The organism is Paenibacillus hemerocallicola, assembly GCF_006265175.1.
Classification (GTDB): domain Bacteria; phylum Bacillota; class Bacilli; order Paenibacillales; family NBRC-103111; genus Paenibacillus_AB; species Paenibacillus_AB hemerocallicola.
On the sequence record NZ_VDCQ01000006.1, the window covers coordinates 26,442 to 50,698 of the forward strand.

Genomic DNA, 24,257 nt, shown 5'->3' on the forward strand with positions numbered 1-24,257 from the left:
CCGGGCTCTGTGCCCGGTTTTTTGCCGTTCGATCATATCGCGATAGCCGGGATGAAGGCTGTCGGGTCAGTCGGCTGCGCTCATTCGTTCTTGGTAGCCGAGGCCTTGATGGGAAAAGAGTAAGTCTCGTGCTGAAGCAAGAAGGTCATCGGTCCCGTTTTGCCGATGTACTGGTCCATGTTGTCCCCGTAATGCATCAGCCATATTTTTTGCTGAATCGTATCCGGCAGCGTCAGCAGCTCCGCGAGGGTCGCATGTACGAGACCGTGGCCTTCCAGCTGGCAATCGTGAAGCAAGTACATACAGCCCCGCTCGTGAACGGCACGGATCAGCTCCGGATCGAATACCGTATCTCCGCTGTAAAACAATTGTTCGTTTATAATGACCGAGTAGCTCGGCATATCCAAAAAATGTCGCGTCGGCAATATTTCCAGACGGAACCCCGGATGGATTTCCATGGGGACGCCGACCTTCAGCGTCACGATATGAAAAAAATCATCCAGCTTTTGCCGGCTGTCCGCTCCGAATTCCAGGCCGCCCCTGAGCGAATGTTCCCAAAAAGGCGAAACGAGATTTTCTTCGATAAACAAAGTCGGCTTTTTGTTGTAATTGAACTTCAACCGCAGCATCAGTTCTTCGAAGCCGCCGATATGATCGGCATGAAGGTGGGTAACGAAAACCCCGTCGATTGCATCGAGAGGGACGTTCATTTGGTACATCGCGAGCGGTGCGGTAATTCCGAAGTCGATCATTAGCGTATAGCCGTTGCACGTCACGAGTGCGTTGTTGTTGAAATATTTTTTTGCGAATGCCTGACCGGTGCCGATCATCCGGATCTCCATACTCATACGCGACCTCCTTCGGCCAAAAAGACACATTAGTTTAAATGTATCATTTTTCCACGAAGATTTAAAGAATGTACACGGGGCATTCGACAAAATTTTCACGGGACAAAGTCCTATTGAATAAAAAAACGGCACCCGGGACAGGTGCCGAGTCTGCATAATCCGCTTCCGCATAGGATACAGTGCGAAATTAGCATTCGACCGATGAGTGGCGGGAGGTAAAGCGATGGCAGGTAAAAAAATCAAAAAGCACCTATCTGCGGCCAGACCCCAGGCACAGTACAAGTTCGTCACGTCCGACGTATGCTCCGTCTGCAAGCAGCAGTGCGCCCGCGGCATCAAATATATGGCCAGAATGGAACGGCCGGGCGCGGTCGGGGGCGGCATCCCTTGCGTGCTGACACGTTACATGAAATGAGCGACGATACGCTCCGGATGCGTATACACATTCATCCCGCCCCCCCGAAGAAATCCTACGGCCGTTAGCCCGAGCTCGTCGGCGAGCGCAAGCCCCAGATCGGTCGGCGCCGACTTCGACAGCAGAATGGGAGATCCGATCTTGACCGCCTTCAGCACGACTTCCGAGGAAAGTCTCCCGCTGAAGGCGATCGGTTTATCGGCGGCTGACAAGCCGTGCATCAAGCAGTAGCCATACAATTTATCCAAGGCGTTGTGCCGGCCGATATCGGTATAATGAGCGGCTATCCCCATATCGCCGCATAGAGCCGCGCCGTGGACCCCGCCGGTGTGTCGGTGCGTGTCCGATGCCGAATGCAGATGGCGCATCAGCTCGTAGCAGCGAGCCGCGTCGATCGTCAGCGACGATTCGATCGGCTTGGCCGTCTGGGCGTCGGCGTGGAAATAATAAGACTGCCTGCTTTTGCCGCAGCAGGAGCCGATTCGGCGTTTGGAGAATATGGCCGGATCGAGCGTGTCCTTCCGTACGAGCCCGACATAGGCGAAGCCGCGTTCCGTATCGATGCTCATATCGGCAATGTCGCCATGGGAGCGAATGACGCCTTCGGATGCCAGAAAACCGACGGTCATCTCCTCCAGGTGGGTTGGAGAGCACACGAGCGTGGCAAATTCCGCGTCATTGACGAAGACGGTTAAAGGAAATTCGACCGCTACCGGGTCGTCTTCTTCCGTCCACGCGTCTCCCGCGTATTTTCGGATTGACCATTCGGTTACGGATGGGTCGAAGGACATGGAACCACTCCTGTTCGATTGAAAGTTCGGGATGCCGCCGTGGCGGGTTCATGTTATCATAATAGCATGGAACCCAAGCGAACGGAGGAGCTCATCGTGGGAAAAACGAAGCATTCCGGACCGATCAAGCTCGACCAGTCGCCGAAGCCGTCGCTGTGGGTAAGTCCCGCTCCGCTTGGCCTAGGCAAGGTGAAGCCTCACCATATATGGGATACGTTGAAAGCGGTTTACGACAATCGCGATAATTTGCCCTACGCCTACCGGATCTTGACGAAAGGAGTATGCGACGGCTGCGCGCTCGGCGTGTCCGGACTTCGAGACCGGACGCTAACCGGCCCGCATCTGTGCACGACCCGTCTGAACGTGCTTAGGTTGAATACGATGCCGGCAATCGACCCGGGGTGGTTCGACGATATCGAGCGGCTGAAGACGATGGACAGCGCGCAGCTGCGCAGGCTTGGGCGCATTCCGTACCCGCTGCTGCGGAGGAAAGGGGAAAACCGGTTCACCCGTATAACGTGGGATGAAGCGCTTGACCGGATCGCGGACAAAATCCGTGGAATCGATCCGAAGCAGCTCGCTTTTTACTGGACGGCACGCGGCATCACCAACGAGGTGTATTACGCCGCCTCCAAAGCAGCGAGGTTCCTCGGCACCAACAATATCGACAACGCGTCGCGCATTTGCCACTCCCCGAGCAAAACGGCGCTGAAGCGCTCCCTCGGTATAAGCGCCTCAAGCTGCAGCTACAAAGATTGGATCGGCACCGATGTGCTCGTCTTCTGGGGCTCCGTCGCGGCCAATAATCAGCCGGTCTCGACCAAATATATGTATGCAGCCAAAAAGGCGGGGACGAAAATCGTGGTGGTCAACCCGTATCGCGAGCCGGCCATGGAAAACTATTGGATTCCCTCGATTCCTGAAAGCGCTCTATTCGGCACGAAAATAGTCGATGATTTCGTACAGGTCCACATCGGCGGCGATATCGCTCTTGTCAATGGGGTTATGAAGCATTGGTTCGAGATGGAGAAGGAACGTCCGGGCTCGGCGCTGGACCGGAAATATATCAATGAGCATACGAGCGGCTATGAGGACCTTCGGAAGCATGTAACGTCCCTCGACTGGTCCGCGCTGGAGAAAAGCTCCGGCTTGACGAGGGAGCGGATCGGCGAATTCGCGCGGATGCTGGCTGCGGCGAAAAGCGCAGTGTTCGTCTGGAGCATGGGCTTGACCCAGCACCGGTTCGGTACCGACAACGTATCCCAGCTTGCGAACCTGGCGATGCTGCGCGGCTTCGTCGGGAGGGAACGATGCGGACTCATGCCGATTCGCGGACATAGCAGCGTGCAGGGAGCGGGAGAAATGGGCGCGGAGCCGATGGCGCTGCCCGGAGGCGGGCCGATCGACGAAGAGAGCCGCAATCGGTTCGAGAAGCTGTGGGGCTTTCCGATACCGTCATGGCAAGGGGACATCGTCGGATTGTCGCTGGAGAATGCGCTGCTGCCGGACGGTCACGATCGGCGTACGCGCGTGCTGTATATGAGCGGCGGCAATTTTCTGGAGACGATGCCGAAGCCGGACTTCATTAGAACTTGTCTGGAAAGCGTGGAGCTGCGCGTTCACCAGGATATCATTCTGAATACTTCGACGCTCGCCGACGCCCGGGAGGAAGTGATCGTGCTGCCCGCGATGACGCGTTACGAGCAGCCGGGGGGCGGGACATCGACAAGCACGGAACGGATGGTCTACTATAGCCCCGAGATCGAAGGCCCGCGAGTCGGAGAAGCGCGCGCGGAATGGGAGATCATCACGGATTTGGCCGCAAGAGTGAAGCCCGGGCTGAAGTCGAAGATCGCATTCCGGTCGGCGCAGCAAATACGTGACGAGATTGCCGTCGCGGTACCGTATTATGACGGCATCCAGCACCTCTCGAAAGCCGGGGACGTCTTCCAATGGGGAGGAGTATGGCTGTGCGAGGAAGGCAGATGTCCTACCCCGGACGGCAGAGGCAAGCTTATCCCGATCCAATTGCCGGAGCTTCGAAAGCCCGAGGGGCATTTCTATGTGACGACCCGGAGAGGGAAGCAGTTCAATTCGATGGTGTACGATCGCAAAGATCCGTTCAATGCGGCCATGCGCGAAGATGTACTGCTTCATCCGTCCGATGCCGGCGAGCTCGGTATAGAGGAAGGGGAAGCGGTGGTCGTCTATAACAGGAGCGGAACGTTGTACGGGCGCGCCAAATATGCCGATATCCGGAAGGGCAATATCGAAGTGTACTGGCCGGAAGGGAACGTACTGTTTCCGAAAGGCGTCTACGAGCCGCAAGCCGGCATTCCGGAGTATAACGGCGCTGCGATCGTCGAGAAGGCGGAGACGTTTTTTGCGTATAAGGATACGCGGTATGCCGAGCGGCGGGTCAAGGAGCTGGAGATCGATCCGTAACCGCTTCAATCGAATCCGGTTCCAACTGGGGATCGAGCAAAAAGCCGCGCGCTTTCGCGGCTTTTTTGTTCATTCAGACCCGAAAGGAGCGGAAGGCTTGTCTTGCGGTTTTTTTCTGAGACAGCATAATCCGCATACAACCTGGAAGCCCCTTGATAAAGTGGGTGCAACGTGTTGACGGAAATAGAGGAACTATTTTCCTTTGTGGTCCCGAATTCCGTTATACACTTGAAAATAGCGGAACAGACATCCTTTATCTCGATCTTTCGGGGTGAAAATGACCGTGAGCCGTGAAATAACGGAATGGTTTTCCGCTATGTTGTCATCAACACGAGTGCTCGAGTGAATAGCATACTCAAGTTCCGCTATTTGTTAGACCCGCCGTCCGCAAGGCGCCGGCAAAGGCAGCCGGCCTTTGCCGATCAAGTGGTGTATACATTCCTGTATGCGGAGTTTGCTGTAATAGTTTTGTTACACCGCGACGGCATATTCCGCTAACAAAATTTTGCTGCAATGCCACAACAATAAGCTTGGGGCGCTCCAATGCCCCATTTCGGCACTCCTGCGGCAGGAAAAGAGAAAAACCGCTTTTTGCGTTGAAACCTACAGTATGACCAAACGTAAAATACTCCTTATTATCGGAACCATGACCATCGTGCTTACCAGGGTGCGCATGCTCTGGATTGCCTTGCAATCGTCTCCCGAACACCCGCGGGCGGTGCAGGGCGTGCTCGATATGCGCGGCCGGCACGGCTTGGGCATGGACGAGGGGACGAATCGCAATGTGCTGGCAATCCGCTCGGAATGCAAACGAGGCATCGGACTGCCCAACACGGAGCGGAGGCTGATGCAGCAATACGACCAGAGTGCATATCGAGAGCCGGCCGGCTCAAGGCACGACGGTCACGTTCAGGGTGTACAAATCATGCAGCCGGCGGACTTCCGACTTCGAAAAGGATAAGTGATCGGCCGGGAGCGGATCCCCCAAAGGCGATGTTTCTAAGAGATGGATTTCAAGTTCCGCCACGATACTTATTATAAAAAAAGGAAGCACCTCCGTTATAAGCCATAATGGCTGTAAGCGAGGTGCTTCTTCGTGTTCTCGTATAATAAAAGACATCCCGCCGCCGGAGCGACAAGGTGAACGGATTTGCCAAGGCAATCGAATGAGACGATGCTGAATGCACGGCCGTGCAGCGGGTTGTGATATGTATTTTTATTTGACAAGGGGCGCTTATGGCGTATGTGCGGCGAAATCTCAGGGAAACAACAGCTTCCGCATTTCTAAGACGTTCGTAAAAGAGTCGGACGGGCCAAGAAAAGAAATGAACTTAAAACAGCATTTCTTGTATCCGCGATTTTTGGCTGGTAGAGATCATATGGGTTATATCGAATATTCAAGAGCGGCGGGGGTGTTAACGGCTGTATCTCATCATTTTCACGATCAGGCGATCCAACTGTTGACTTAATTCCACTACCTCGGGATGTCTGAAATTGTACATGTATTCTTTTACCGTTCGTTCGAGCTTTTTTTTCATTTGTTCGATTTCGACATGCAACCCGTTATAATGGCTCATGATGACTCCCGCTTTCTTTACCGATTGTATATTTCTGTATCAGTTTACTTGATTTTTACGGTTTGCGTAACATCATTCTGTGTAAGCTAATTTATGTTTACAATTTACTAGCTTCTGGTGTATTATTAAAATTTGTCAATTGTTTCTATTTGTGTGAAATCGTATCATGTGGAAATTTAAACCAATATTGTAACTATTCTTGCGGCAAAATGCAAATTATTTCGTTGCTCCTCCGCAACTTTCGTTTCATTGCGAAGTATAACTGAGTACAACGATATGCTTGATGGAGGTTTTCGCAATGAAATTGAAGCGGCTTGCCGTTCTTACCGCTACATTAGTCGTGCTTGGAGCAGGAATCGTATATGCCAGCTCGCCTTGGGGAGAGTATCAAGGATATTCGAAAGTAAGAGTGCTGTTGAATAACGTAGAGGTGCCGGCCGGCGACGTCCCCGGCTTTATGATAGGGGGGCGTGTCGTACTGCCGCTTCGGGAGCTGTCGGATTCCTTGAACGCTCTCGTGAAATGGGACGACGAATCGAAGACGGCTTACCTGTACAAACCGAATGTTCATATGTTCATCGCCAGAGATATCGCCAAAGACGATTCGCCGAAAACGCCGTTCGGCAAAGTGAGCAAAGGCAACAAGCTGGATTTTGTCGTGGCCGCCCAGGTCGACAGTCTGACTACGCCGATCCATTCGTTCAAGATCGAACTCGTCTCGCCGGACGGAGCCGTTATCCGTTCCGTCGTATCGCTGCAGCAGGAAAGCAAGGAAAGTTTCTGGTACAGCTGGCCGCTCGACAGCGTTTCGTTCGATACGGTGGGCAAGTATAAGGTTCAATTCAAAATCAAATTGAACGAAGCGCAAGACTACACGATCGTATCCGAGAAAACGATTATTTCCGAATAACCGTCGGTTTGCAGCCCTCATTGACCGATAATTTGGAAAGTGATACGATAGGAACGATTTGAAATCCAATCGAAGAAATGAGGGCTTTTGCATGAGCGAGCATCAACACGGCGATAATTGCGGCTGCGGAGATGAGCACGAGGAAGACGTGTTTATCCTGACCGACGAAGACGGCAACGAACACGAAATGGTGATCGTATATACGTTTGAAACGAAAGAAAAAACATATGCCGTACTGTTGGACCGGAACGATCCGGAAGCCGACAGCATCATTTTCCGCGTAGACGAGGAAGGCGACGAGTCGTTCCTGGTCAATATCGAGGATGACGCCGAATGGGAGCACGTCACGGCGGTATACGAGGAAATCGTACAAACGGAATCCCAAGCTTGAGACGAGCAAAGCCCCTCTGTCATCGGAAGATGGCGAGGGGCTTTTTGGTCGTTATGCGTCCGTCTTCTATTTGCGGGGATTGAAATACATCGTCCGCCCGTTGAACAGATGAAGCTCCGCCTTCAGCTGACGGGCCAAATATTTGCACAACTCATTGCCTTTGGATTTGTCTCCGTGGGTCGCATCGTCCGGCAGCGTCACCTGTATGTAAGGCTTCTCTTTCTCTTCCTCGGTCTTGCTGCCGACGCCGAACAAAATATATTTGTATAGCGGATTGCTTCCTTTCAAATAAAACCATTTGCCCAGTCCCTCGGGCTTCGTCTCCACCGAGTAAGGAAAGGCGGATGCGGCGTAATCCCATCCGAGCTGCTTGCCGGTTTGAGCGGTTTGTTCTCTGTAACGGCCAAGGTGCTCTTTTAATTCGTCCAGCGTCAAGGTGGAGGCGGCCGATCCGTCCACAAGATAAATGTAAGCGCTTTGCGCCATCGTTACACCATCCTTGTCGTTCCGTTTTTACCATGAACATCATAGCATTTCGTCCATCCATTTACAATATGTATGCCTCGGGAGCGGTCCGTACCTTTTTTGAGAGTATAGGGGAGGGCGAAGATTGCATATTGTAAAAAATTAGGACCGGTGATATAGTTAAAATATTCAGAAAATTCAAACCAAAGGGAGCGTGATTCGAATGTTTGAGCGGTTATATGATACGGCGGAGCAAGCGAATATTCAATTTGTCGGCTATGCAAGCGAACGGGCGCGATACGATTTCGGGATCGTGTACACGACGGCTTTTTTCGGCAAGCCCCTTATCATTTGCATGCAAACGAACCGATCTTCCCTTTTGGATTACGACGATCTCGATAATTTATTATACTTGCAGCGCGCCTTTCATTTGGACGCTAGGGAAGCGGACGAAGTGTCCGTCTTTTTGAAGCAGCTTATTCCTACGATGCCGGTCAAAGAACAATATTGAGAGATTGCTAGGCTTAAATACAAGGAGATGGCTCCGCGCGTCGGAACCATCTCCTTTTCGTTGCCGATAAAATTGCTTTCCATTGCGGGGGATCAATAGATCGGCCTTGTTTCCACGATAACCTTGACGTATTCGATCGAACGGTCCTCCGGACCTTTGACCGGCAAGCCGACTTCGAGATGATCGACTATATAATCGATGTTTTCCTGCGAGATGACTTCCCCGGGCAGCAGAATCGGGATGCCGGGAGGGTATACGTAGATGAATTCGGACATAATGCGTCCCGCCGATTCCTTGAACGGAACAAGCTCCGTGTCGCCATAGAAGGCGTCCCGCGGAGATAGCGACAGCTGCGGGATTTCCGGAATTTTGACGACCAGCTCGTTCGCCTGATTGTCCGCATATTCCCTTGCCAGCACGGATAGCGCCTCCAGCAAGATGTCCACGTTCTCAAGCGTATCCCCCGGCGTGATCAGACACAGGATGTTGTACATATCGCTGAGCTCGATCTCGATATTGTACCGTTCGCGCAGCCAATTCTCCACATCGTATCCCGTAATGCCCAGATGCCTGATATGGACGGTCACCTTCGTCGGATCGTAATCGAAAGTCGCCTCCGTGCCGAGTATATCTTCGCCGAAGCAGTACAGCCCCGGAATTTCATTGATTTTGTTGCGCGCATACTGGGCTAGTTCGATCGCTTTGTCCGCCATCGCTTTCCCGTTCAACGCCAAGTTTCTTCTCGACGTATCCAGGGAGGCGAGCAGCAAATACGATGTGGACGTCGTGGTCAGCATGCTGATGATCGTCTGAATGCGTCTTTGATTGACACGCGGTCCCTGAACGTTCAATACGGAGCTCTGCGTCATGGAGCCGCCGAGCTTGTGAACGCTTGTCGCCGCCATATCGGCTCCGGCCTTCATGGCCGACAAGGGCAGGTCGTCGTGAAAATGGATCAGCGCCCCGTGCGCTTCGTCCACCAAAACCGGGATGTCGTAGCTGTGCACGAGATCGACGATTTCCTGCAGGTTGGCGCAAACCCCGTAATACGTAGGGTTGATAACCAGCACCGCTTTCGCGTCCGGATGCCGGTCGAGCGCCTTCCTGACGGAGCTTGTCGTAACGCCGTGATCGATACCGAGATTGATGTCACGGGCCGGGGATAGGAAGACCGGCTTCGCTCCGGAGAAGATGATGGCCGCCAAAATGGACTTATGGACATTGCGGGGGACGATAATTTTGTCGCCCTCTCCGACTGTCGACATGATCATCGTAATGATGGCTCCGCTCGTGCCTTGCACGGAAAATAGCGTATACTCGGCGCCGAAGGCGTCAGCCGCTAGCTTCTGGGCCTCTTGAATAATACCGGTCGGTTGATGAAGATCGTCCAGCGGTGCTATATTGATTAAGTCGATCGAGAGCGCATTATCCCCGATGAACGAACGGAATTCGGGATCGGAGCCGGCTCCCGTCTTATGTCCGGGGATATGGAACTGAATCGGACGTTTGGCAGCATGCTGTGTCAGTGCGGTAAACAAAGGGGTGCGGTTGTGATCCAATGCGGTCATCCCTTCCTTCCAGGGGGTTGCAGATGATATGCTTAAACAAAGTTGAGTATATCAAATTGAACGGGACATGCAAGTCAAAGTTTTGTAGCGAACGACTTTGCATTTTCCGTAATTTACTATGCCTTTTGGGGCAGACTAGAGAGATAACGCGGTATTGCGCCAATGTCGGGTACAACATTTGGCAAGCTACGGGCAGAGGGTGGATATATGAACAAACTGAAACAATTTTGGTTGAACCAAAAGCCATTTTTTACTCCTTTCGTCGTGTTGCTTCTACTTATCATGTTTATCGTTGAATTCGTCAAGGGCGCGATTCTGGTGTCCATCTTGCCCATCTACATGAAGTCGGTGCTGGGCATCTCCACCTTCGTTATCGGCTGGACGATGGCGCTTCAATATTTGGGCGACAATTTGTTCCGGTCTCCGGTCGGATGGCTGATCGACAAAGTAGGCTATAGGGCGGTCATGCTGACCGGCGTATTATTGACGTTCGCGTCCGTCGTCATCATGGTCACGTTCTCGCATACGTTCTGGATTATCGTCGCCTGTACGCTGCTTGGAATCGGTACTTCGCCACTTTGGCCGTGCGTCATTACGGGCGCGACGGAATCGGTAGGCGAGCAGGCGACCGGTACGACGATGTCCATCATCTATTTGTCATGGCTCTCCGGGGTCGGCTTGGGCCCGGTCGTCATCAATTTTTTTATCGGAGAAACGTACACCGGGGCATTCCGGCTGCTTGTCCTGCTTACGGCGGTATGCGTTGCCGTCACGTTTTTCTTGCCGTCCCGTCGTCGTGACGAAGCGAATATGAAGACCGTCCTGCACGAATTGAAGGACAAGCGCGCCAGACAGCAGCCGCAGGAAAGCTTATGGACCCGGCAAGCTCGCAAAATACGCCAATATATGGGCGAAGTGAGCCGTTCGTTAAATGTAAGCTGGGCGTTCTACCCGGCTCTGTTCGCGCAAACATTCGCACTGGGGCTGCTCACGCCGGTACTGACGCTATATGCGCGTACCGTACTGAATTTGACCCCGTCGCAGTACAGCATGTTTCTGATCGCGGGCGGAGCGATAACCGTATTGTTCCTGATTCCGGTCGGCAAGCTGGTGGACCGTTGGGGCACCCGCTGGTTCATTAACATCGGGCTCCTCCTCAGCTCCTTTACGCTGCTGACGTTCACCTTCGTCTCATCGATCTATTTCGTCCTCGCGCTGGTCACGCTGCTCGGCATCGGTTACGCGCTGATCATACCGTCGTGGAACGCTTTGATCGCTTCGGTTATTCCGAAAGAAAAACGCGGCGCCATCTGGGGATTTTTCCTGACGATCGAAGGCTCTGGCAACGTCATCGGACCTATCATATCGGGCAAGCTGTGGGATTCGTTCGGCCATCAGGCTCCGTTTGTGACGAGCGGACTCGTTCTCGCGGCGCTGTTCGTTCTTCAATTGTTCATTTTTGTCAACCGTAAAGTTATGGTAAGATAGTTGAAGCGTATATCGGGCTACAATCTTAATCGGAGGACTTTACCGTGAGAAAGCAACTATCTGCGATCATGCTCCTGCTAATGACGATATTTATCGGGTTCGGCATCATTATTCCGGTATTGCCGGAAATCGTCGGACCGTTTCATCTCAATATGATGCTTGTGCTGTATTCGGCGGTGTCTTTCGTTATGTCGCCCTTCTGGGGTTCGCTGTCCGATCGGATCGGCAGACGTCCTGTCCTGCTGCTAGGCTTGGCCGGCTTCGGGGTAAGCTTTCTGCTGCTAGGCTTGGCGGGTGATCAGCTGTGGCTTATGTACGTGTCCCGCATTTTGGGCGGATTGTTCTCCGGAGCGGCGACCTCTTGCGCGGTCGCGTACGTGGCCGATATTACGACCGAGGAGAACCGGACGAAGGGAATGGGGCTGGTCGGCATGTCGATCGGGCTCGGATTCATTTTCGGTCCCGCTGTCGGGGGCTTGTTGACCGGATTCGGGCTGTCCGTCCCTTTTTTCGTCGCGTCGGGACTCTCGTTCGTTACGTTGCTGCTCGCCGCCGCCCGGCTGCAGGAATCGCTTCCGGCTTCCAAGCGGGGGGATGTGAGGAAGCGGACGTCTCGCTGGACGGCGTTCTCGGGATCTTTAAAATATTTGTACGTACTGTCGTTTTTCGTCACATTCACGTTGGCCGGCCTGGAAGGGACGCTGCAATATTTTGAAGCGATCAAGTTCGGCGCCGGACCGATGGATATCGGCATCATGTTTTTGGTCAGCGGCATCGTCGGAGCGGGCATCCAGGGCGGCGTCGTGCGCAGGCTCGTCAAGCCTGGAGACGAGCCGAAGGTTATCGCGATCGGTCTTGTTCTTTCCTCGCTCGGGTTTTTCCTTATCCTGCTGTCGACCAGCTTGCTGACGGCGACCATTTATTTGACTGTATTTGCGGCAGGCAATGCGCTTATCAGACCTTGCGTCCTGTCGCTGATTACCCAAAAGACGAAAGTAGGACAAGGCGTTGCAACGGGGCTTAATTCCTCGATGGACAGCCTGGGACGGATCGCGGGTCCGCTGATGGGAATGGGCGCCTATCATCTGAATATACACCTGCCGTTCGCGATCGGCGGAACGTTATGCTTGGCCGCCATTACGCTGCTCGTTACGTTCAAGGCGGCCGATCGGCAAGCCAAGCAGGCGAGCGCGGCAGGATAATCCGGCCTCGTACGCCGGAGCCATCGATGGCTCGTACTTTAATTCGACATCCTTCCCGTACTTTCGTACCGGGGAGGATTTTTTTTGATGATTTTTGAAAGCGGTTTAGATATAATACGAATATGAGCTGGCATCAGGAGGGACTCGCATTTTTAGACGATGGTTGCCCACATTTCGCTCCCGCACACGCTTCATGCTCGCCGTGACGGGTGCGTTTGCGTTGCTGTACACGATTTATTTTGCTCCCGCGTTCGGAAACGACAACATGCCGAAGCAAGTTTTACTCCGGCTCGAGGATGTCGGCCCGGGAGGCCAGTATGAAGGCGCCGAGCAGTTGGGAAAGCTGAGGGCGGTGCTGGACATGCTGAAGGAGAGGGGAGTCCGCTATCAGGTCGCTCTTATCCCGCGATGGATCAATGTCGCCAAGGATGGGACCCGTTATGACGTTTCTATCGACCAGTTGGACAATGAGTACGTGCGATCGTTCGATTCTTTAATTCAAGAAGCGTCCCGGTCGGGTGCCGTAATCGGCATGCACGGGTATACGCACCAGGTCGGCGATACGTACCGCGAGGACGGGCATCAGGAGTCCGGCACCGGCAACGAATTCTACATGCCCGACGTCAAGGATTCGATGACGACGCAATATGCGTCGCAGCGCATTATCGAAGGCGCGGAGAAATTCAGCCGGGTAGGACTGTTCCCGTATTTCTGGGAAGCGCCGCATTATCGGACGCTGCCCGAGCAGGATGAAGTATTCCGCAATTATTTCGGATTGCACTTTCAAGCAAACGTCCAGGAAAACCGCAACGCTGTCCAGCCGCAATATTCGACCGGGCGCAATAAGGGCTACGGCTCTCCGTCGCTTGGAGCGATTTACGTTCCTACGCCGTTATCCTACATTCCATATAATCGCGATGTGGATATTATTACGAGTCAGTTGGGCAAGTCCGATAAGCTTCCGGCCTTATTTTTCCACCCTTTCCTGGAATTCAAGCATTTGCTTCCGGTTACGGACGCTGACGGAAATCCGGTTATAGAGGACGGGCTGCCGATGTACCGTTATCCGGCAGGAGAGAAGAGCCCGATGCAGAGACTGCTTCCTCGTCTCGCAGAGAAAGGTTACAGCTTTATCTCGATTACGGACTTCATCCCGTTCGTCCCGGCTCATAGCATGAAGGTCGGAACCAACCGGGCGGGGACCGTCAAAACCGGGGATGTTACGGGGGACGGGCAAGCGGATGTAGTCAGCTGGGACAAGGGAACAGGCCAAGTACTCGTGACGCAGGGGCAATTTCGCGGATTGCGCAACGAAACCTCCGCCGCTCCGGGCATATGGTGCCAACTGAAATATTCGAAGGGGGACTCCTGGACGCTGTTCGATGACGATGGAGACGGCAAGGCGGACCTGTGGGTGATGAGAGCGAACGGTACGTTGGAGTCTTACCGTGCCAAGCAATCGGAATTCGTCTTGTCCCAATCGTGGAAAACCGATTCGCGCGGCTGGAGCGACATGCTCGCGCTGAGAAAAGGAAAGGAATGGGTCATTGCCGGCGAGTCGCAGGATGGCAGCCAGCTGGAAAGCTTTTCGCTTGCGAAAGGAGAGCTTGTCCCGCTTGCGGCGAGACCTTGGGACCGGCGTTTCCCGGTCAAGCTGACGGTGGCCGACTTGGACGGCGACGGGAATGATTCGCTGCTGATCCCCTTCCCTCATTCTTCCCGTTGGATCGAGCTCGTTCCGGACACGGCTTCGCGGAGCTGGAAGCGTAATGTTTTGCAGTTGACGATACCTACAGGCGAGGACGGCCAAGTGAAAATCGGCGATTTTAACGGTGACGGGAAAGAGGATGTTTTGTTCTGGAAGCCCGAGTCGAAAACATTTGCCGTTTATCGGCAAACCGGCCCGATGCAATTCGAGCTGTTGTCGCGTATGGGTCCGTGGGGCCATTCGACGGGCGAATTATTCGTTTGCGACATGAATGGCGACGGGCGCAAGGACGTGGCGGAATTGGCCAACGACGCGCCGTATCTCGATATGGCCATGTCCTTTCAAACGAAACGGCCTTTGTCGGGAAAGCCGCTTTAACCGGAAAATCAAACAAGCTTCGGCAGGGAAGAGTGCATTCCTGACCGAAGCTTGCGTATTTTCCGGGATTCATCCCGATATGCTCGTATTAGATCGTCTTAAGCTCCATGGTCAAGTCTAGCCATGAGAGCTCCGATTCGCTCAGCTTGATCCGCGCAGCGTCGCGGCACGACTCGAGCTCGGCGACATTTTTCGGCCCGATAAGCGCGCATGTCGGAAACGGCTGGTTCAATACGTATGCGAGCGCAATCTGGATCGTCGATACGCCGCGTTCCTTGGCCAGCTCCTCCGCCCGACGGTACCGCTCCCAGTTGTCGTCGCTGTAAAATACGCGGACGAGATCGGCGTTATCGCGTTTGTCCGGCGTGAACAGGCCGGTAAAGAAGCCGCGAGCCTGCGAGGACCAGGACAAGAGCGGGAACTGATTTTCTTTATGCCATGCGCAAGCTTCCGCATCGGCGGACACGCACCCGGCCCAGAACGGCTCGTTCGGCTTCGCCAGGCTCAAATTCGGGCTGCTGAACGAAAATCCGACAAGCCCGTTTGCCGCCGCATAATCGTTGGCTTCCTGAATCCGCCGATGCGTCCAGTTCGATACGCCGATTGCGCGTATGCGGCCTGCGGCGATGTGCTCGTTCAGCGCTTCGACGATCGGTCCGACGGGAACGTTCGGATCGTCGCGGTGCAGCGCGTACAGGTCGACGTAGTCGGTGCGCAGCCGCTTCAGGCTGATCGCGAGCTCTTCGTCGATAGCTTGCTTGTTGACGCGGGGGCCGCTGGCATTGTGATGGGCGCCCTTCGTCAGGACGACGACATCCTCGCGGTTGCCGCGCGATTCCATCCATAGACCGATCGTTTCTTCGCTCTTCCCGCCGCCATAATTATGAGCGGTATCGATCGCATTGCCGCCGATTGACGTATAGGCGTCCAAGATGACGCCGACCGTGTCCATAAGCTCCGGTTTAAAATAATCCGTTCCCAAAATCAACTGTGCGCAAGGCTTGGACGAGCCTGGAATTTGGAAGTAGTTCATTGATGATTTTCTCCTTTCATCCGTTGGATATAGTTACGCGGGATCGCGTCCGTGCCGATTCGAGACAAGCGTCGACTACGCGCATGTTGGCTATGGCGTCGGAAGAAGCGAACGACAGCGGCGCGCCGTCCAGCACGCTTGCGGCGACATCGTCCGCCTGCAGGCTGTACTGATTGACGGCGTCCAATCGCTCTTCCCGGCGCTTGCCTTTTGCCGTCACATAGAAAACCGACGGTTCGCTCGGGTTGCATACGAAGGCGGACGGCAATTCGATTCTTCCGTCGGTGCCCAGCACCTCCAGCGTATTGCGTCCGGCCGCCCACATCGCGCAATCGAACGTCAGACCTACTCCGCCGGCGAACTCGAGCAATCCGGAGGCCATCATATCCACGCCTCCGTGCTCCGGCGAGAAGAAGGCGTGCACAGTCGCCGCTTCCGGCTCGCGCCCGAGCAGCAGCCTCGCGGCGCTGATCGGATAAACGCCGATATCGTATATGGAGCCGCCGCCCATCGACTGGTCGTTGCGGAAATTGGTCGTGTTGCCCGAGTTGTTGAACGTAAATGCCCCATGGATGCCGCGAATCGTCCCGATTTCCCCGGACGCGATAATGTCTTTGATTCGCGAGTAGCGGGGATGATAACGGTACATGAACGCTTCGGCCAGCTTGACGCCATGCCTGTCGCAAGCGTCCACCATCTCCTGCGCTTCGCTCGCATCGAGGGCGAACGGTTTCTCGCACAGGACGTGCTTGCCGGCCTCGGCGGCCCGTATCGTCCATTCCTTGTGCAGATGGTTCGGCAGCGGAATGTAAACGGCATCAATATCGCCGTCGGCGATTAGCGCTTCGTAGCTGCCGTATGCTTTCGGGATGCCGAGCTTCTCCGCCGTTTGCTTTGCCTTCTCCTCGTCGCGGCTTGCGATCGCGACGACTTCGCCTCGCGAGGACTGTTGAATGCCGGGGATGACGGAACGGATCGCAATGCCCGCACAGCCGACGATACCCCATCGCAGCTTTTCTGCAACCATATGTAATTCCTCTCCTTGTTAGAAGTATATTGTCATTATAAAGGGTTGATATTAAAATAAATATAATAATATATTGAACAGGATAGAACGATATTGTCATTCGTTATAGGATTCGGGGGTGCTTGATATTGCCTATTCATCCGTGCCTGCTGCCCACTTTGCCGGAGCGCAAATATTTTTGTTCCCCGATCTCGGTAGGCTCGTGCTGGGACACGCCGGAGCATAGCGTTTACCGCGGGAAAGGGACTACCAACGAATTCAGCATCCATCTGATCGTAAACGGCAAAGGGTTCGTGGAAATTGAAGGAAACGTATACACGCTGCAGGCGGGGACCGCGTTTCTGTACTTTCCTTTTGAAGAGCAGCGGTATTATAGCTCCGAAGAAGATCCGTGGCACGTCAAATGGGTTCATTTTTACGGAGACAAGCTGAAGGAATTTATGATCGAGCACGGCTTCCATCGCTCAACCCTATGGTCGATAAATCACATCAAGCCGTTGGAGGAAGCCCAGCTTGCGCTGTATGAGGAAGCGATGCGTCACAAACTGCTGCACGAAACGAAGCTGTCTGCGCTCACCTATGCATTTCTCGTAGAATTTATGGGTCAGGCCGCTCCTTTCTCTGCCGTCAAGCCTACCGCCTCCGCCGACCGGATTCCCGAGCTGCTGCCGCACATGCAGGAAAGGGCGAGAGAACCGTTCGATCTGGAATACTGGGCCGCGCAGGCAGGCGTCAGCTCGTATTATTTTTGCAAGCTGTTCCGCAAAACGACGCGGATGACGCCGCTCGCCTTCATTACGCTTTGCAGGCTGCAGTACGGCAAGCACCGGCTGCTGGAGCAATTGGACTTGCCGATTCAACAAATCGCCAAGGAAGCGGGATATTCGAGCGCCAGCTACTTCAACAAGCGGTTCATGGAACAAGAGGGGATGACGCCGTCGGAGTTCCGGGAGCTGTACGTGAGGAAGAGTTAGGAGCGAGAATCGCCAATCTGTTAACAATGTATAGTCATTCTTAAATAAATACTATTTTCAATCGGGGTAAAGCTATTCATATAATGAATAATCGAGAAAAAAGCCAAGGTGGTGACCGCCATGAAACGTATTCGCATTCGCAGCCGCGGCCGCAGTCCGGTATGGCTCGCCGGCGTCATGCTGCTGGCCGGCTTGACGGTCGGTTGTCGCGGCGACGAAGGGCAAACGGCGGAGTCCGGCTTTGGCGGAATGGGCGAGTCGCTAACGGGAAGGAGCATCACGGCTTATATGGGCAATAGCCCGGCGGCCGAGGCGATCCGGACTTTGCTGCCCCAATTCGAAGCCCGGACGGGCCTCAAGGTGGACTTGACGAGCTTTTCCAACGAGCAGTTGAGCCAGAAGCTTTCCGTTCAGTTTGCGGCGGGCAGCACGAGCCCGGACGTATTCATGTTCCGGCCGCTGGAGGAGTTGAAGGCGTTCGGGCGGAACGGCTGGCTGCAGCCGTTGGATTCTTTCTCGGAAAGCGATCCGGAATACGATTTTGCGGATTATTCTCCGACCGCCATCGAGTCGGTCACCTATAACGGAGCGATTGCGGCCATGCCTCTTTCAACCGAGCAGCAAATTTTATTTTATCGCAAGGACTTGCTGGCGCAAGCCGGATTGGCGGTTCCGACAACGCTCGATGAGCTTGAAGCGGCAGCGAAGGCGCTTCACGATCCGGTGAACGGCGTGTACGGCTTCGTGGCGAGAGGGCAGAGGAACGCGCTCGTAACGCAGCTGTCGTCCTTCCTGTACTCGGAAGGCGGAGATTTTCAGAAAGGCGATGCAGCGGCGATCAATACGCCCGAAGCGATTAAAGGGATCGGCCGGTACGTAACGCTATTGAAGCGATACGGACCTCCGGGCGTGTTCAATATGGGCTGGCAGCAGGCGGCGGGGCTGTTCTCGCAAGGGAAGGCGGCGTTTTACACCGATGCGAGCGCGATTTATTCGATTGCCATGGGCTCTAATCAATCGTCGATCGGCGACAAGGTCGGATTCGCCTTGTTTCCGGCGGGACAAGCGGGTGCCAGACCGTTCAACGTTACCGCTTGGGGCTTGGGGATGAGCTCGGGCTCCGTCCATAAGGAAGCGGCGTGGCTTTTTATTCGATGGGCTACGAGCAAGGAGGTCGTCATGAAATCGCAGCAGATGGGAAATCCGGGTGCCCGCCGGTCCGTATGGAACGATCCGCAAGGCGTGTCCGGCTTCCCCGCGGAATATATCGGCGTCGTCACGGAATCGATGCGGGTAGGCGTCGGCCATGACCGCCCGCAGGTCGTCAATGTGGGCCAAGCCCGCGACATCATCGGCGATATCGTCGTACAGGGCCTGCTGGACGAGGACATCTCCGCCGCGGCCGATAAAGCGAACCGCGACTTTCAAGCGCTGATCGACGGGGAGAAAAGCAAATGAATACGTTCGGTAAAATTATCCTGCTCGTCGTTTCGCTGCTCATCCCGATTATTTTGCTCTATGGGTATTCGAATCAAGTCAGCGTAAATGTCGTTCGCGATACGATCGAGGACAGCAACCGGAACCGGCTTTCCTTCTTTATGAGCCAAATGGAAATGATGATCGATCAGCTGACGAAATATTCGGTTACGGCCAGTCGCGATTACAGCATCAGGGAATATTTGAACGGCCGGAACGCGGACTCGCGTCTCGTTCAGCTGCAGCGGCAAAGCCGTATCGTCGAGATGCTGAACATGCAGATCGCGACAAGCGCGTGGAACAATCAAATCATTCTGCATTTGCCCGACTCCAAGGAAGTGCTGTCGACCGATTACTCGGTTCAATACGACGAGAACTACATCCGCAGCCCGGAATGGAGAAAATGGACTCACCGGAGCGCCGTAACGTTCGGAATTACCCAGACGTTCTTCTCGCGGATCAAGGAAAGCGATATCCCCAATCTGCTCGTCGAGGTCCGATTTACCGACGACAATTTGCGCAATATGCTCAATTTGCTGAAGCAGGGCGGACAGCACGAGCCTTTTCTGTACGAGGCGGGGGCGGAGCCTATCATCAGCTACACGGCGAACCGGACGCTCATCGGCGCGATCGTCCAGCGGCTGGATCGTACGGAGCTTACGCCCGGAGGGAGTTTGACGATCGATCTGGACGACGGGAAATATATCGTGAACTATATCCGCTCCGAAAGCCTGGGGTGGTTTCTCGTCGATATCGTTCCGCTGCAAAGCATATTCGCCCCGATCGTCACGAGCCGCAATTTGTTCTACGCCTCGATCTGCCTGCTGATGGCGCTCAGCATTTTGGTCACCCTGCTGCTGTACCGGAACGTCCAGCGTCCGATCCAATTGCTCATTAAAGGCGTGCAGCGGATTAAAGACGGACAATACTCGTCCAGGCTGAAGCGGCAGTCGAACAACGAGTTCGATTTTTTGTTCCACAGCTTCAACGAGATGGCGGAGCAGATCGGGGAGCTGATCGAGAAGGTGTTCAAGGAGACGCTCCGTTCCAAGGAAGCTACCCTGAAGCAGCTGCAGTCGCAAATTAACCCGCACTTTTTGTACAATTGCTTGTTCTATATTAAAAATATGGCCAATCTGGGGGATAAGGAAGCCGTCTCGGCCATGGCGCTGAACCTGGGGGATTATTACCGGTATTCGACACGGCTGGAAAAGCCGATCGCGACGTTGTCCGAGGAAATGAAGCTGATCGAGAACTATTTGAATATCCAGACGATGCGGATGCAGCGGTTTCATTACGAGATCGATATAGCGGACCGGATGCTTGCCTTGGAAATCCCCCGCCTGCTCGTTCAGCCGTTAGTGGAAAATGCGGTGGTGCACGGCGTAGAGGACAGTATCCAGTTCGGTCTCATCCGGATTTCGGGCGTGCAGTCCGACGGGCTGAACCGGATCATCGTCGAGGATAACGGACCGGGCATGTCGAAGGAACGGTATGCCGAGCTGCAAAGGAAGGTTTCCTTGCCGAAGGACGAAGATGCGAGCTTCGGCTTGTGGAACACCCACCAGCGGCTGGTCCATATGTATGGCGGAAGATCGGGGCTGTACTTTTCCCCGTCCGCATCGGGAGGGTTTCGCGTAGAGATGGTATGGGAAGAACGAAGCGAGCAATCTTAAGCGATGCCGGGAAGCGACAAATAAGCGCTCAACAGCAATGGGGGAGGGATTCGGATGTTTCAGCTGCTCATCGTCGACGACGAAGCCAGTGTCGTGGACAGTCTTGCCGATACGCTGCCCTGGCACGAGATCGGGATCTCGACCGTCTTCAAGGCGTATTCCGGGAGCGAGGCGTTGGAGCTGCTCAAGACGAATACGATCGATATTATGATGACCGATATCCGCATGCCGGGCTTGAACGGGCTGGAGCTGCTCGCGCTCGTGCGCCGGGAATGGAAAAGGATCAAATGCATTCTGCTGTCGGGCCATGCGGAGTTTTCTTATGCCCAACAGGCGATTCAGCATGATGCCCATGAATATTTGCTGAAGCCGATCAGCGACGGGGAAGTGCTGGACAAAGTCGGCAATCTGGTCGGAATACTTCAGCGGGAGCGGGACGAGAGCCGCCATTACGAGCGTGTCGAGAAAGCTTTTCAGGAGCATCTTCCGAAGCTGCAGGGCGACTTGTTGGCCGATTTGCTGCAAGGGGTGAAAATTTCCCCGGAACGGCTGGGGCAAAAGCTGGAGTCGCTCAAAATCGCGATTCCCGCCGAGGGGCGCTTCGCCCTTATGCTGTTCCGTCTCGAGGACCGGTTTGCCGAGCTGGACTTCTACAGCTTGTCGCTCATGGAATATGCGGTCGTCAACATGGCGGAGGAGCTGTTCGAGGACGATTTCCGGTTGTGGAGCTGCAAAGACCTGCACGGATACCTGGTGTTTCTTGTGACGATTGCCGGGGAGGGTGATACGCAGCAGGATCGGCAGGAGCATCCCGACAGGGCAGCCGAGCCGGTCGAAAGCCGGCTTCAATCGATGGCATCCCAGCTGCAGCTGAGCGTCGATCGTTTTCTGAAGGGGAGCGTTTCCGTGTTGATCAGCCGCTGGGGTTCGTTTCCTCTGGATATCAAGCGTCTGTACGAGGACATTTTGCTGTCGATGCGCAAGCAGGTGGGCAACCAAAGCGGCTTGCTCATCTATGCTTCCGACGAGCTGGAGCAGCTGCCCGTTCATGCTCTGCAAAGACTGTATGAGCCTCCGATGCTCGTCCACCTGCTCGAATCCGGCGATTGGGAGAAAACCCATGACAAGCTGACCGGCATATGGAGCGAGCTCGGGGCGAAATGGGCGGATTCGCAGGAGCATCTGTTGGAAGCCTTTTTCTCCATATACGCCTCCTTCAGCTCGTTCGCGCACAAAAACGGGAGGCAGCTGACCGATATGATCGGACCGCACCTGTCCGATGTTACCGGCTTGACGCCGAGCCGGTCGCTGGAGGCGTTGCAACAATGGATGTTCCAATCGCTCGAGCTGCTGCAGCAGTGCATGGAGAACGAGACCCGAAACGACCGAGAGAATACGGTGCGTCGGATCAAGCTGTTCGTGCAGAAGCATCTGGTGGAGGACGTATCGTTACAGGCGATCGCCGACTATATGTACATGCATCCCGTCCATGTGTCGCGCATTTTCAAACTGGAGACGGGCGAAAATTTGAGCGATTTCGTGCTGCGTCTCAAGATGGAGCAGGCTGCCTTCCTGCTTGCCGATCCTTCGCTCAAAAACTATGAGGTCGCTCTCCAATTGGGCTACCAAAATCCGAATTATTTCATCAAGGTGTTCAAAAAGTATTATTCGCTTACTCCGCAGGAATTCCGCCAAAAGCTGGAGGCGGTCGAGGAGCAGTAATGGCGTCAAGGTAGCGGCTCTCGTCTATAGGACGGGGCCGCTTTTTTACGTCAGGTGATAAGAATGTCCGGCTACACCTGCAAGAACAGCCCCGAGACTCCGCTGCGGAACTGCACGCTCTCCTTTTTTACAGACAGAGACGATCACGTTAATTTTGTTCCATCCAGGTTAAATTGTTGTCATTTTAACGGGAGGGGAAACGCTTTACTATTAACTCATGAGGCAACGATGCCCCGAAGCGATCGGGACATTCGGACGCCCGAACCCAATTGAAAGTCTCGGAAACGAACACCATTACGGGAGGTCATCTAGCATGAATCAATGGATCAAGAAAGCGGCGGCAGCCTCTTTGCTTGCGGCGCTGGTCACGGGCTGCAGCACGGGAGGAAAGACGGCGGGCGATACGACGACGGACGGCAAGTCCAAGCCGACCTTAACGTTCTGGATGAAAAAACAATTGTTCGAGGACCAAAACAAGCTCATTCAAGAGCGGGCCAAGCAATTCGGCGCCGAGAACAATGTCAACGTGAATATCGAATTGATCGCTTACGAGGATTTTTATCCGAAATGGTCCGCGGCAATCGAATCGAAGACCGTTCCGGACGTCTCGTTCTTCGGCTACCAGGAGATCGGTCAATTTTACGGCAAAGACGTGCTTGAGGATTTGACCGATGTGGTCAAATCGATCGAAAGCAAAAACGGCGACATGCAAGCGAGTATGAAAAAAGCGATTACGTTCCAAGGCAAGCAGTATGCCATTCCGTTCTGGACCGAGTCGCAAGTGCTGTACTATCGCAAAGATTTGCTGAAAAACGCCGGCTTCGACGCTCCGCCGAAGACGTGGGACGAATTCCGCAAGATGGCCAAAGCGCTTACGGACCCGAGCAAGGGCGTATATGGCGCAGGTCTCGGCTACGGCAAAGGCAACTCCGACGCCGAATTCCTGACGCGCGGCATCATCTGGTCGTACGGCGGATCGGTCGATACGAAGGACGGCAAGACGGTTATCGCCAACTCGCCGGAAACGATCGAAGCGACGAAATTTATCCGCGACATTTTCCTGACCGACAAGAGCACGCCGCCAAGCGCGCTGGGCTGGGATGACAGCGGGAACAACAAAGCTTACTTGAGCGGCCAGGCGGCGATGATCTTCAACGTTGGCAGCACGCTCAGCACGATCAAGAAGGACAACCCGGACCTGTACGAGAAGACGGGGATCGCGCCTTACCCGGCCGGACCGAAAGGGACGTTCATTCCGGGCATCAGCAACAACCTCGGCATTTTCAAAGATTCGAAAAACAAAGATTTGGCCAAAAAGTTCGTCGAGTACATGCTCGCTACCGACTGGTACAAAACATGGATCGAAAAAGGCGCGCCGCTTACCGGACCGGTATACACGAAGCTTACGAGCGAGCCGGTATGGCAGGATGAGAAGAACAAAGCGTTCGTCGACTCGGTGAAAGGCTTCTACTTCCTCGGTTATCCGGGCGAATACAACCCGAAAGCGGGCGAGGTGTTCAACCTTCGCATCGTGAACGACGCGTTCCAGAAGCTGCTGCTCGAGACAAGCTACACGCCGGAAACGGCAATCAAGGATCTGCAGACGAAGATTGAAGAAATTTACAAAAAGTAACCTTTCAAATTCATGGCTG

21 protein-coding genes are annotated in these 24,257 nt (G+C 54.4%); 14 read left to right on the top strand and 7 right to left on the bottom strand.

Translation table 11 applies throughout. The annotated features are described in order from the left end of the window. Window positions 1–80: 80 nt before the first annotated feature. On the bottom strand, window positions 81–848 hold the full coding sequence (locus FE784_RS05990) for an MBL fold metallo-hydrolase (protein WP_139601232.1): 768 nt from the start codon (window positions 846–848) through the stop codon (window positions 81–83). A 223-nt stretch (window positions 849–1,071) separates the two neighbouring features. Between FE784_RS05990 and FE784_RS05995 the strand changes: the two genes are divergently transcribed. Further along, window positions 1,072–1,263 (top strand): hypothetical protein, encoded by a 192-nt coding sequence (locus tag FE784_RS05995; protein WP_139601233.1) that lies wholly within the window; start codon window positions 1,072–1,074, stop codon window positions 1,261–1,263. Here FE784_RS05995 and fdhD read toward each other — a convergent pair. Then, complete coding sequence (gene fdhD / locus FE784_RS06000; protein ID WP_139601234.1) at window positions 1,251–2,054, bottom strand: formate dehydrogenase accessory sulfurtransferase FdhD; 804 nt, start codon at window positions 2,052–2,054, stop codon at window positions 1,251–1,253. The genes FE784_RS05995 and fdhD overlap by 13 nt on opposite strands. Window positions 2,055–2,150: 96 nt before the next feature. Between fdhD and FE784_RS06005 the strand changes: the two genes are divergently transcribed. Together FE784_RS06005 and FE784_RS06010 are read left to right on the top strand one after the other, a co-directional pair. Beyond that, window positions 2,151–4,499, top strand: coding sequence for an FdhF/YdeP family oxidoreductase (locus FE784_RS06005; RefSeq protein ID WP_139601235.1), 2,349 nt, complete (start codon window positions 2,151–2,153; stop codon window positions 4,497–4,499). Window positions 4,500–5,109: 610 nt separating this feature from the next. Beyond that, on the top strand, window positions 5,110–5,460 hold the full coding sequence (locus FE784_RS06010; protein ID WP_139601236.1) for a hypothetical protein: 351 nt from the start codon (window positions 5,110–5,112) through the stop codon (window positions 5,458–5,460). A gap of 454 nt (window positions 5,461–5,914) precedes the next feature. On the opposite strand, the gene FE784_RS06015 is transcribed toward FE784_RS06010, so the two are convergent. Beyond that, the gene (locus FE784_RS06015) at window positions 5,915–6,076 is read right to left on the bottom strand and encodes an aspartyl-phosphate phosphatase Spo0E family protein (RefSeq protein ID WP_139601237.1); all 162 of its coding nucleotides are present in this window, start codon (window positions 6,074–6,076) and stop codon (window positions 5,915–5,917) included. Between the two features lie 298 nt (window positions 6,077–6,374). Between FE784_RS06015 and FE784_RS06020 the strand changes: the two genes are divergently transcribed. Together FE784_RS06020 and FE784_RS06025 are read left to right on the top strand one after the other, a co-directional pair. Next, a complete protein-coding gene (locus FE784_RS06020; RefSeq protein WP_139601238.1) occupies window positions 6,375–6,986 on the top strand; it encodes a stalk domain-containing protein in 612 nt (203 codons plus the stop codon). A gap of 91 nt (window positions 6,987–7,077) precedes the next feature. Further along, a complete protein-coding gene (locus FE784_RS06025) occupies window positions 7,078–7,377 on the top strand; it encodes a DUF1292 domain-containing protein (protein ID WP_139601239.1) in 300 nt (99 codons plus the stop codon). A gap of 66 nt (window positions 7,378–7,443) precedes the next feature. Here FE784_RS06025 and FE784_RS06030 read toward each other — a convergent pair whose 3' ends face one another. Next, complete coding sequence (locus FE784_RS06030) at window positions 7,444–7,863, bottom strand: DUF1885 family protein (RefSeq protein WP_139601240.1); 420 nt, start codon at window positions 7,861–7,863, stop codon at window positions 7,444–7,446. Between the two features lie 202 nt (window positions 7,864–8,065). On the opposite strand from FE784_RS06030, the gene FE784_RS06035 reads away from it, so the two are divergent. Beyond that, window positions 8,066–8,353: an SAV0927 family protein gene (locus FE784_RS06035; RefSeq protein WP_176705994.1), complete on the top strand. Its 288-nt coding sequence runs from the start codon at window positions 8,066–8,068 to the stop codon at window positions 8,351–8,353. A gap of 92 nt (window positions 8,354–8,445) precedes the next feature. On the opposite strand, the gene FE784_RS06040 is transcribed toward FE784_RS06035, so the two are convergent. Then, a complete protein-coding gene (locus FE784_RS06040) occupies window positions 8,446–9,912 on the bottom strand; it encodes an aminotransferase class I/II-fold pyridoxal phosphate-dependent enzyme (RefSeq protein WP_484217482.1) in 1,467 nt (488 codons plus the stop codon). A gap of 216 nt (window positions 9,913–10,128) precedes the next feature. Between FE784_RS06040 and FE784_RS06045 the strand changes: the two genes are divergently transcribed. From FE784_RS06045 to FE784_RS06055, 3 genes are all read left to right on the top strand, one after another. Beyond that, window positions 10,129–11,409: an MFS transporter gene (locus FE784_RS06045; protein ID WP_139601242.1), complete on the top strand. Its 1,281-nt coding sequence runs from the start codon at window positions 10,129–10,131 to the stop codon at window positions 11,407–11,409. Between the two features lie 44 nt (window positions 11,410–11,453). Further along, a complete protein-coding gene (locus FE784_RS06050) occupies window positions 11,454–12,611 on the top strand; it encodes an MFS transporter (RefSeq protein ID WP_139601243.1) in 1,158 nt (385 codons plus the stop codon). A 265-nt stretch (window positions 12,612–12,876) separates the two neighbouring features. Continuing rightward, window positions 12,877–14,697: a DUF2334 domain-containing protein gene (locus FE784_RS06055; RefSeq protein WP_176705995.1), complete on the top strand. Its 1,821-nt coding sequence runs from the start codon at window positions 12,877–12,879 to the stop codon at window positions 14,695–14,697. An 88-nt stretch (window positions 14,698–14,785) separates the two neighbouring features. Here the strand turns inward: FE784_RS06055 and FE784_RS06060 are convergent, their stop codons facing one another. After that, on the bottom strand, window positions 14,786–15,730 hold the full coding sequence (locus tag FE784_RS06060; RefSeq protein WP_139601245.1) for an aldo/keto reductase: 945 nt from the start codon (window positions 15,728–15,730) through the stop codon (window positions 14,786–14,788). A 16-nt stretch (window positions 15,731–15,746) separates the two neighbouring features. Continuing rightward, on the bottom strand, window positions 15,747–16,757 hold the full coding sequence (locus tag FE784_RS06065; RefSeq protein WP_139601246.1) for a Gfo/Idh/MocA family protein: 1,011 nt from the start codon (window positions 16,755–16,757) through the stop codon (window positions 15,747–15,749). A gap of 128 nt (window positions 16,758–16,885) precedes the next feature. Between FE784_RS06065 and FE784_RS06070 the strand changes: the two genes are divergently transcribed. From FE784_RS06070 to FE784_RS06090, 5 genes are all read left to right on the top strand, one after another. Then, window positions 16,886–17,731, top strand: a complete 846-nt coding sequence (locus FE784_RS06070) for an AraC family transcriptional regulator (RefSeq protein ID WP_246131923.1) — start codon at window positions 16,886–16,888, stop codon at window positions 17,729–17,731. 120 nt (window positions 17,732–17,851) lie between these two features. After that, on the top strand, window positions 17,852–19,189 hold the full coding sequence (locus tag FE784_RS06075; protein ID WP_139601247.1) for an ABC transporter substrate-binding protein: 1,338 nt from the start codon (window positions 17,852–17,854) through the stop codon (window positions 19,187–19,189). After that, window positions 19,186–20,883 carry a sensor histidine kinase gene (locus FE784_RS06080; protein ID WP_139601248.1) on the top strand — a complete coding sequence of 566 codons (1,698 nt, stop codon included), beginning with the start codon at window positions 19,186–19,188 and terminating at the stop codon, window positions 20,881–20,883. The genes FE784_RS06075 and FE784_RS06080 overlap by 4 nt, the downstream gene beginning before the upstream one ends. Window positions 20,884–20,937: 54 nt before the next feature. Next, complete coding sequence (locus tag FE784_RS06085) at window positions 20,938–22,605, top strand: response regulator (RefSeq protein WP_139601249.1); 1,668 nt, start codon at window positions 20,938–20,940, stop codon at window positions 22,603–22,605. Between the two features lie 313 nt (window positions 22,606–22,918). Then, on the top strand, window positions 22,919–24,238 hold the full coding sequence (locus FE784_RS06090; RefSeq protein WP_139601250.1) for an ABC transporter substrate-binding protein: 1,320 nt from the start codon (window positions 22,919–22,921) through the stop codon (window positions 24,236–24,238). Window positions 24,239–24,257 lie beyond the last annotated feature (19 nt).

Bases quoted from the DNA above. Each gene is read 5' to 3' on its own strand.
- FE784_RS06060 (WP_139601245.1), bottom strand. From the start codon at position 15,730: ATGAACTACTTCCAAATTCCAGGCTCGTCCAAGCCTTGCGCACAGTTG.
- FE784_RS06085 (WP_139601249.1), top strand. From the start codon at position 20,938: ATGTTTCAGCTGCTCATCGTCGACGACGAAGCCAGTGTCGTGGACAGT.
- fdhD (WP_139601234.1), bottom strand. From the start codon at position 2,054: ATGTCCTTCGACCCATCCGTAACCGAATGGTCAATCCGAAAATACGCG.
- FE784_RS06055 (WP_176705995.1), top strand. From the start codon at position 12,877: ATGCCGAAGCAAGTTTTACTCCGGCTCGAGGATGTCGGCCCGGGAGGC.
- FE784_RS06015 (WP_139601237.1), bottom strand. From the start codon at position 6,076: ATGAGCCATTATAACGGGTTGCATGTCGAAATCGAACAAATGAAAAAA.
- FE784_RS06010 (WP_139601236.1), top strand. From the start codon at position 5,110: ATGACCAAACGTAAAATACTCCTTATTATCGGAACCATGACCATCGTG.
- FE784_RS05995 (WP_139601233.1), top strand. From the start codon at position 1,072: ATGGCAGGTAAAAAAATCAAAAAGCACCTATCTGCGGCCAGACCCCAG.
- FE784_RS06065 (WP_139601246.1), bottom strand. From the start codon at position 16,757: ATGGTTGCAGAAAAGCTGCGATGGGGTATCGTCGGCTGTGCGGGCATT.
- FE784_RS06025 (WP_139601239.1), top strand. From the start codon at position 7,078: ATGAGCGAGCATCAACACGGCGATAATTGCGGCTGCGGAGATGAGCAC.
- FE784_RS06020 (WP_139601238.1), top strand. From the start codon at position 6,375: ATGAAATTGAAGCGGCTTGCCGTTCTTACCGCTACATTAGTCGTGCTT.
- FE784_RS05990 (WP_139601232.1), bottom strand. From the start codon at position 848: ATGAGTATGGAGATCCGGATGATCGGCACCGGTCAGGCATTCGCAAAA.
- FE784_RS06090 (WP_139601250.1), top strand. From the start codon at position 22,919: ATGAATCAATGGATCAAGAAAGCGGCGGCAGCCTCTTTGCTTGCGGCG.
- FE784_RS06080 (WP_139601248.1), top strand. From the start codon at position 19,186: ATGAATACGTTCGGTAAAATTATCCTGCTCGTCGTTTCGCTGCTCATC.
- FE784_RS06045 (WP_139601242.1), top strand. From the start codon at position 10,129: ATGAACAAACTGAAACAATTTTGGTTGAACCAAAAGCCATTTTTTACT.
- FE784_RS06030 (WP_139601240.1), bottom strand. From the start codon at position 7,863: ATGGCGCAAAGCGCTTACATTTATCTTGTGGACGGATCGGCCGCCTCC.
- FE784_RS06035 (WP_176705994.1), top strand. From the start codon at position 8,066: ATGTTTGAGCGGTTATATGATACGGCGGAGCAAGCGAATATTCAATTT.
- FE784_RS06075 (WP_139601247.1), top strand. From the start codon at position 17,852: ATGAAACGTATTCGCATTCGCAGCCGCGGCCGCAGTCCGGTATGGCTC.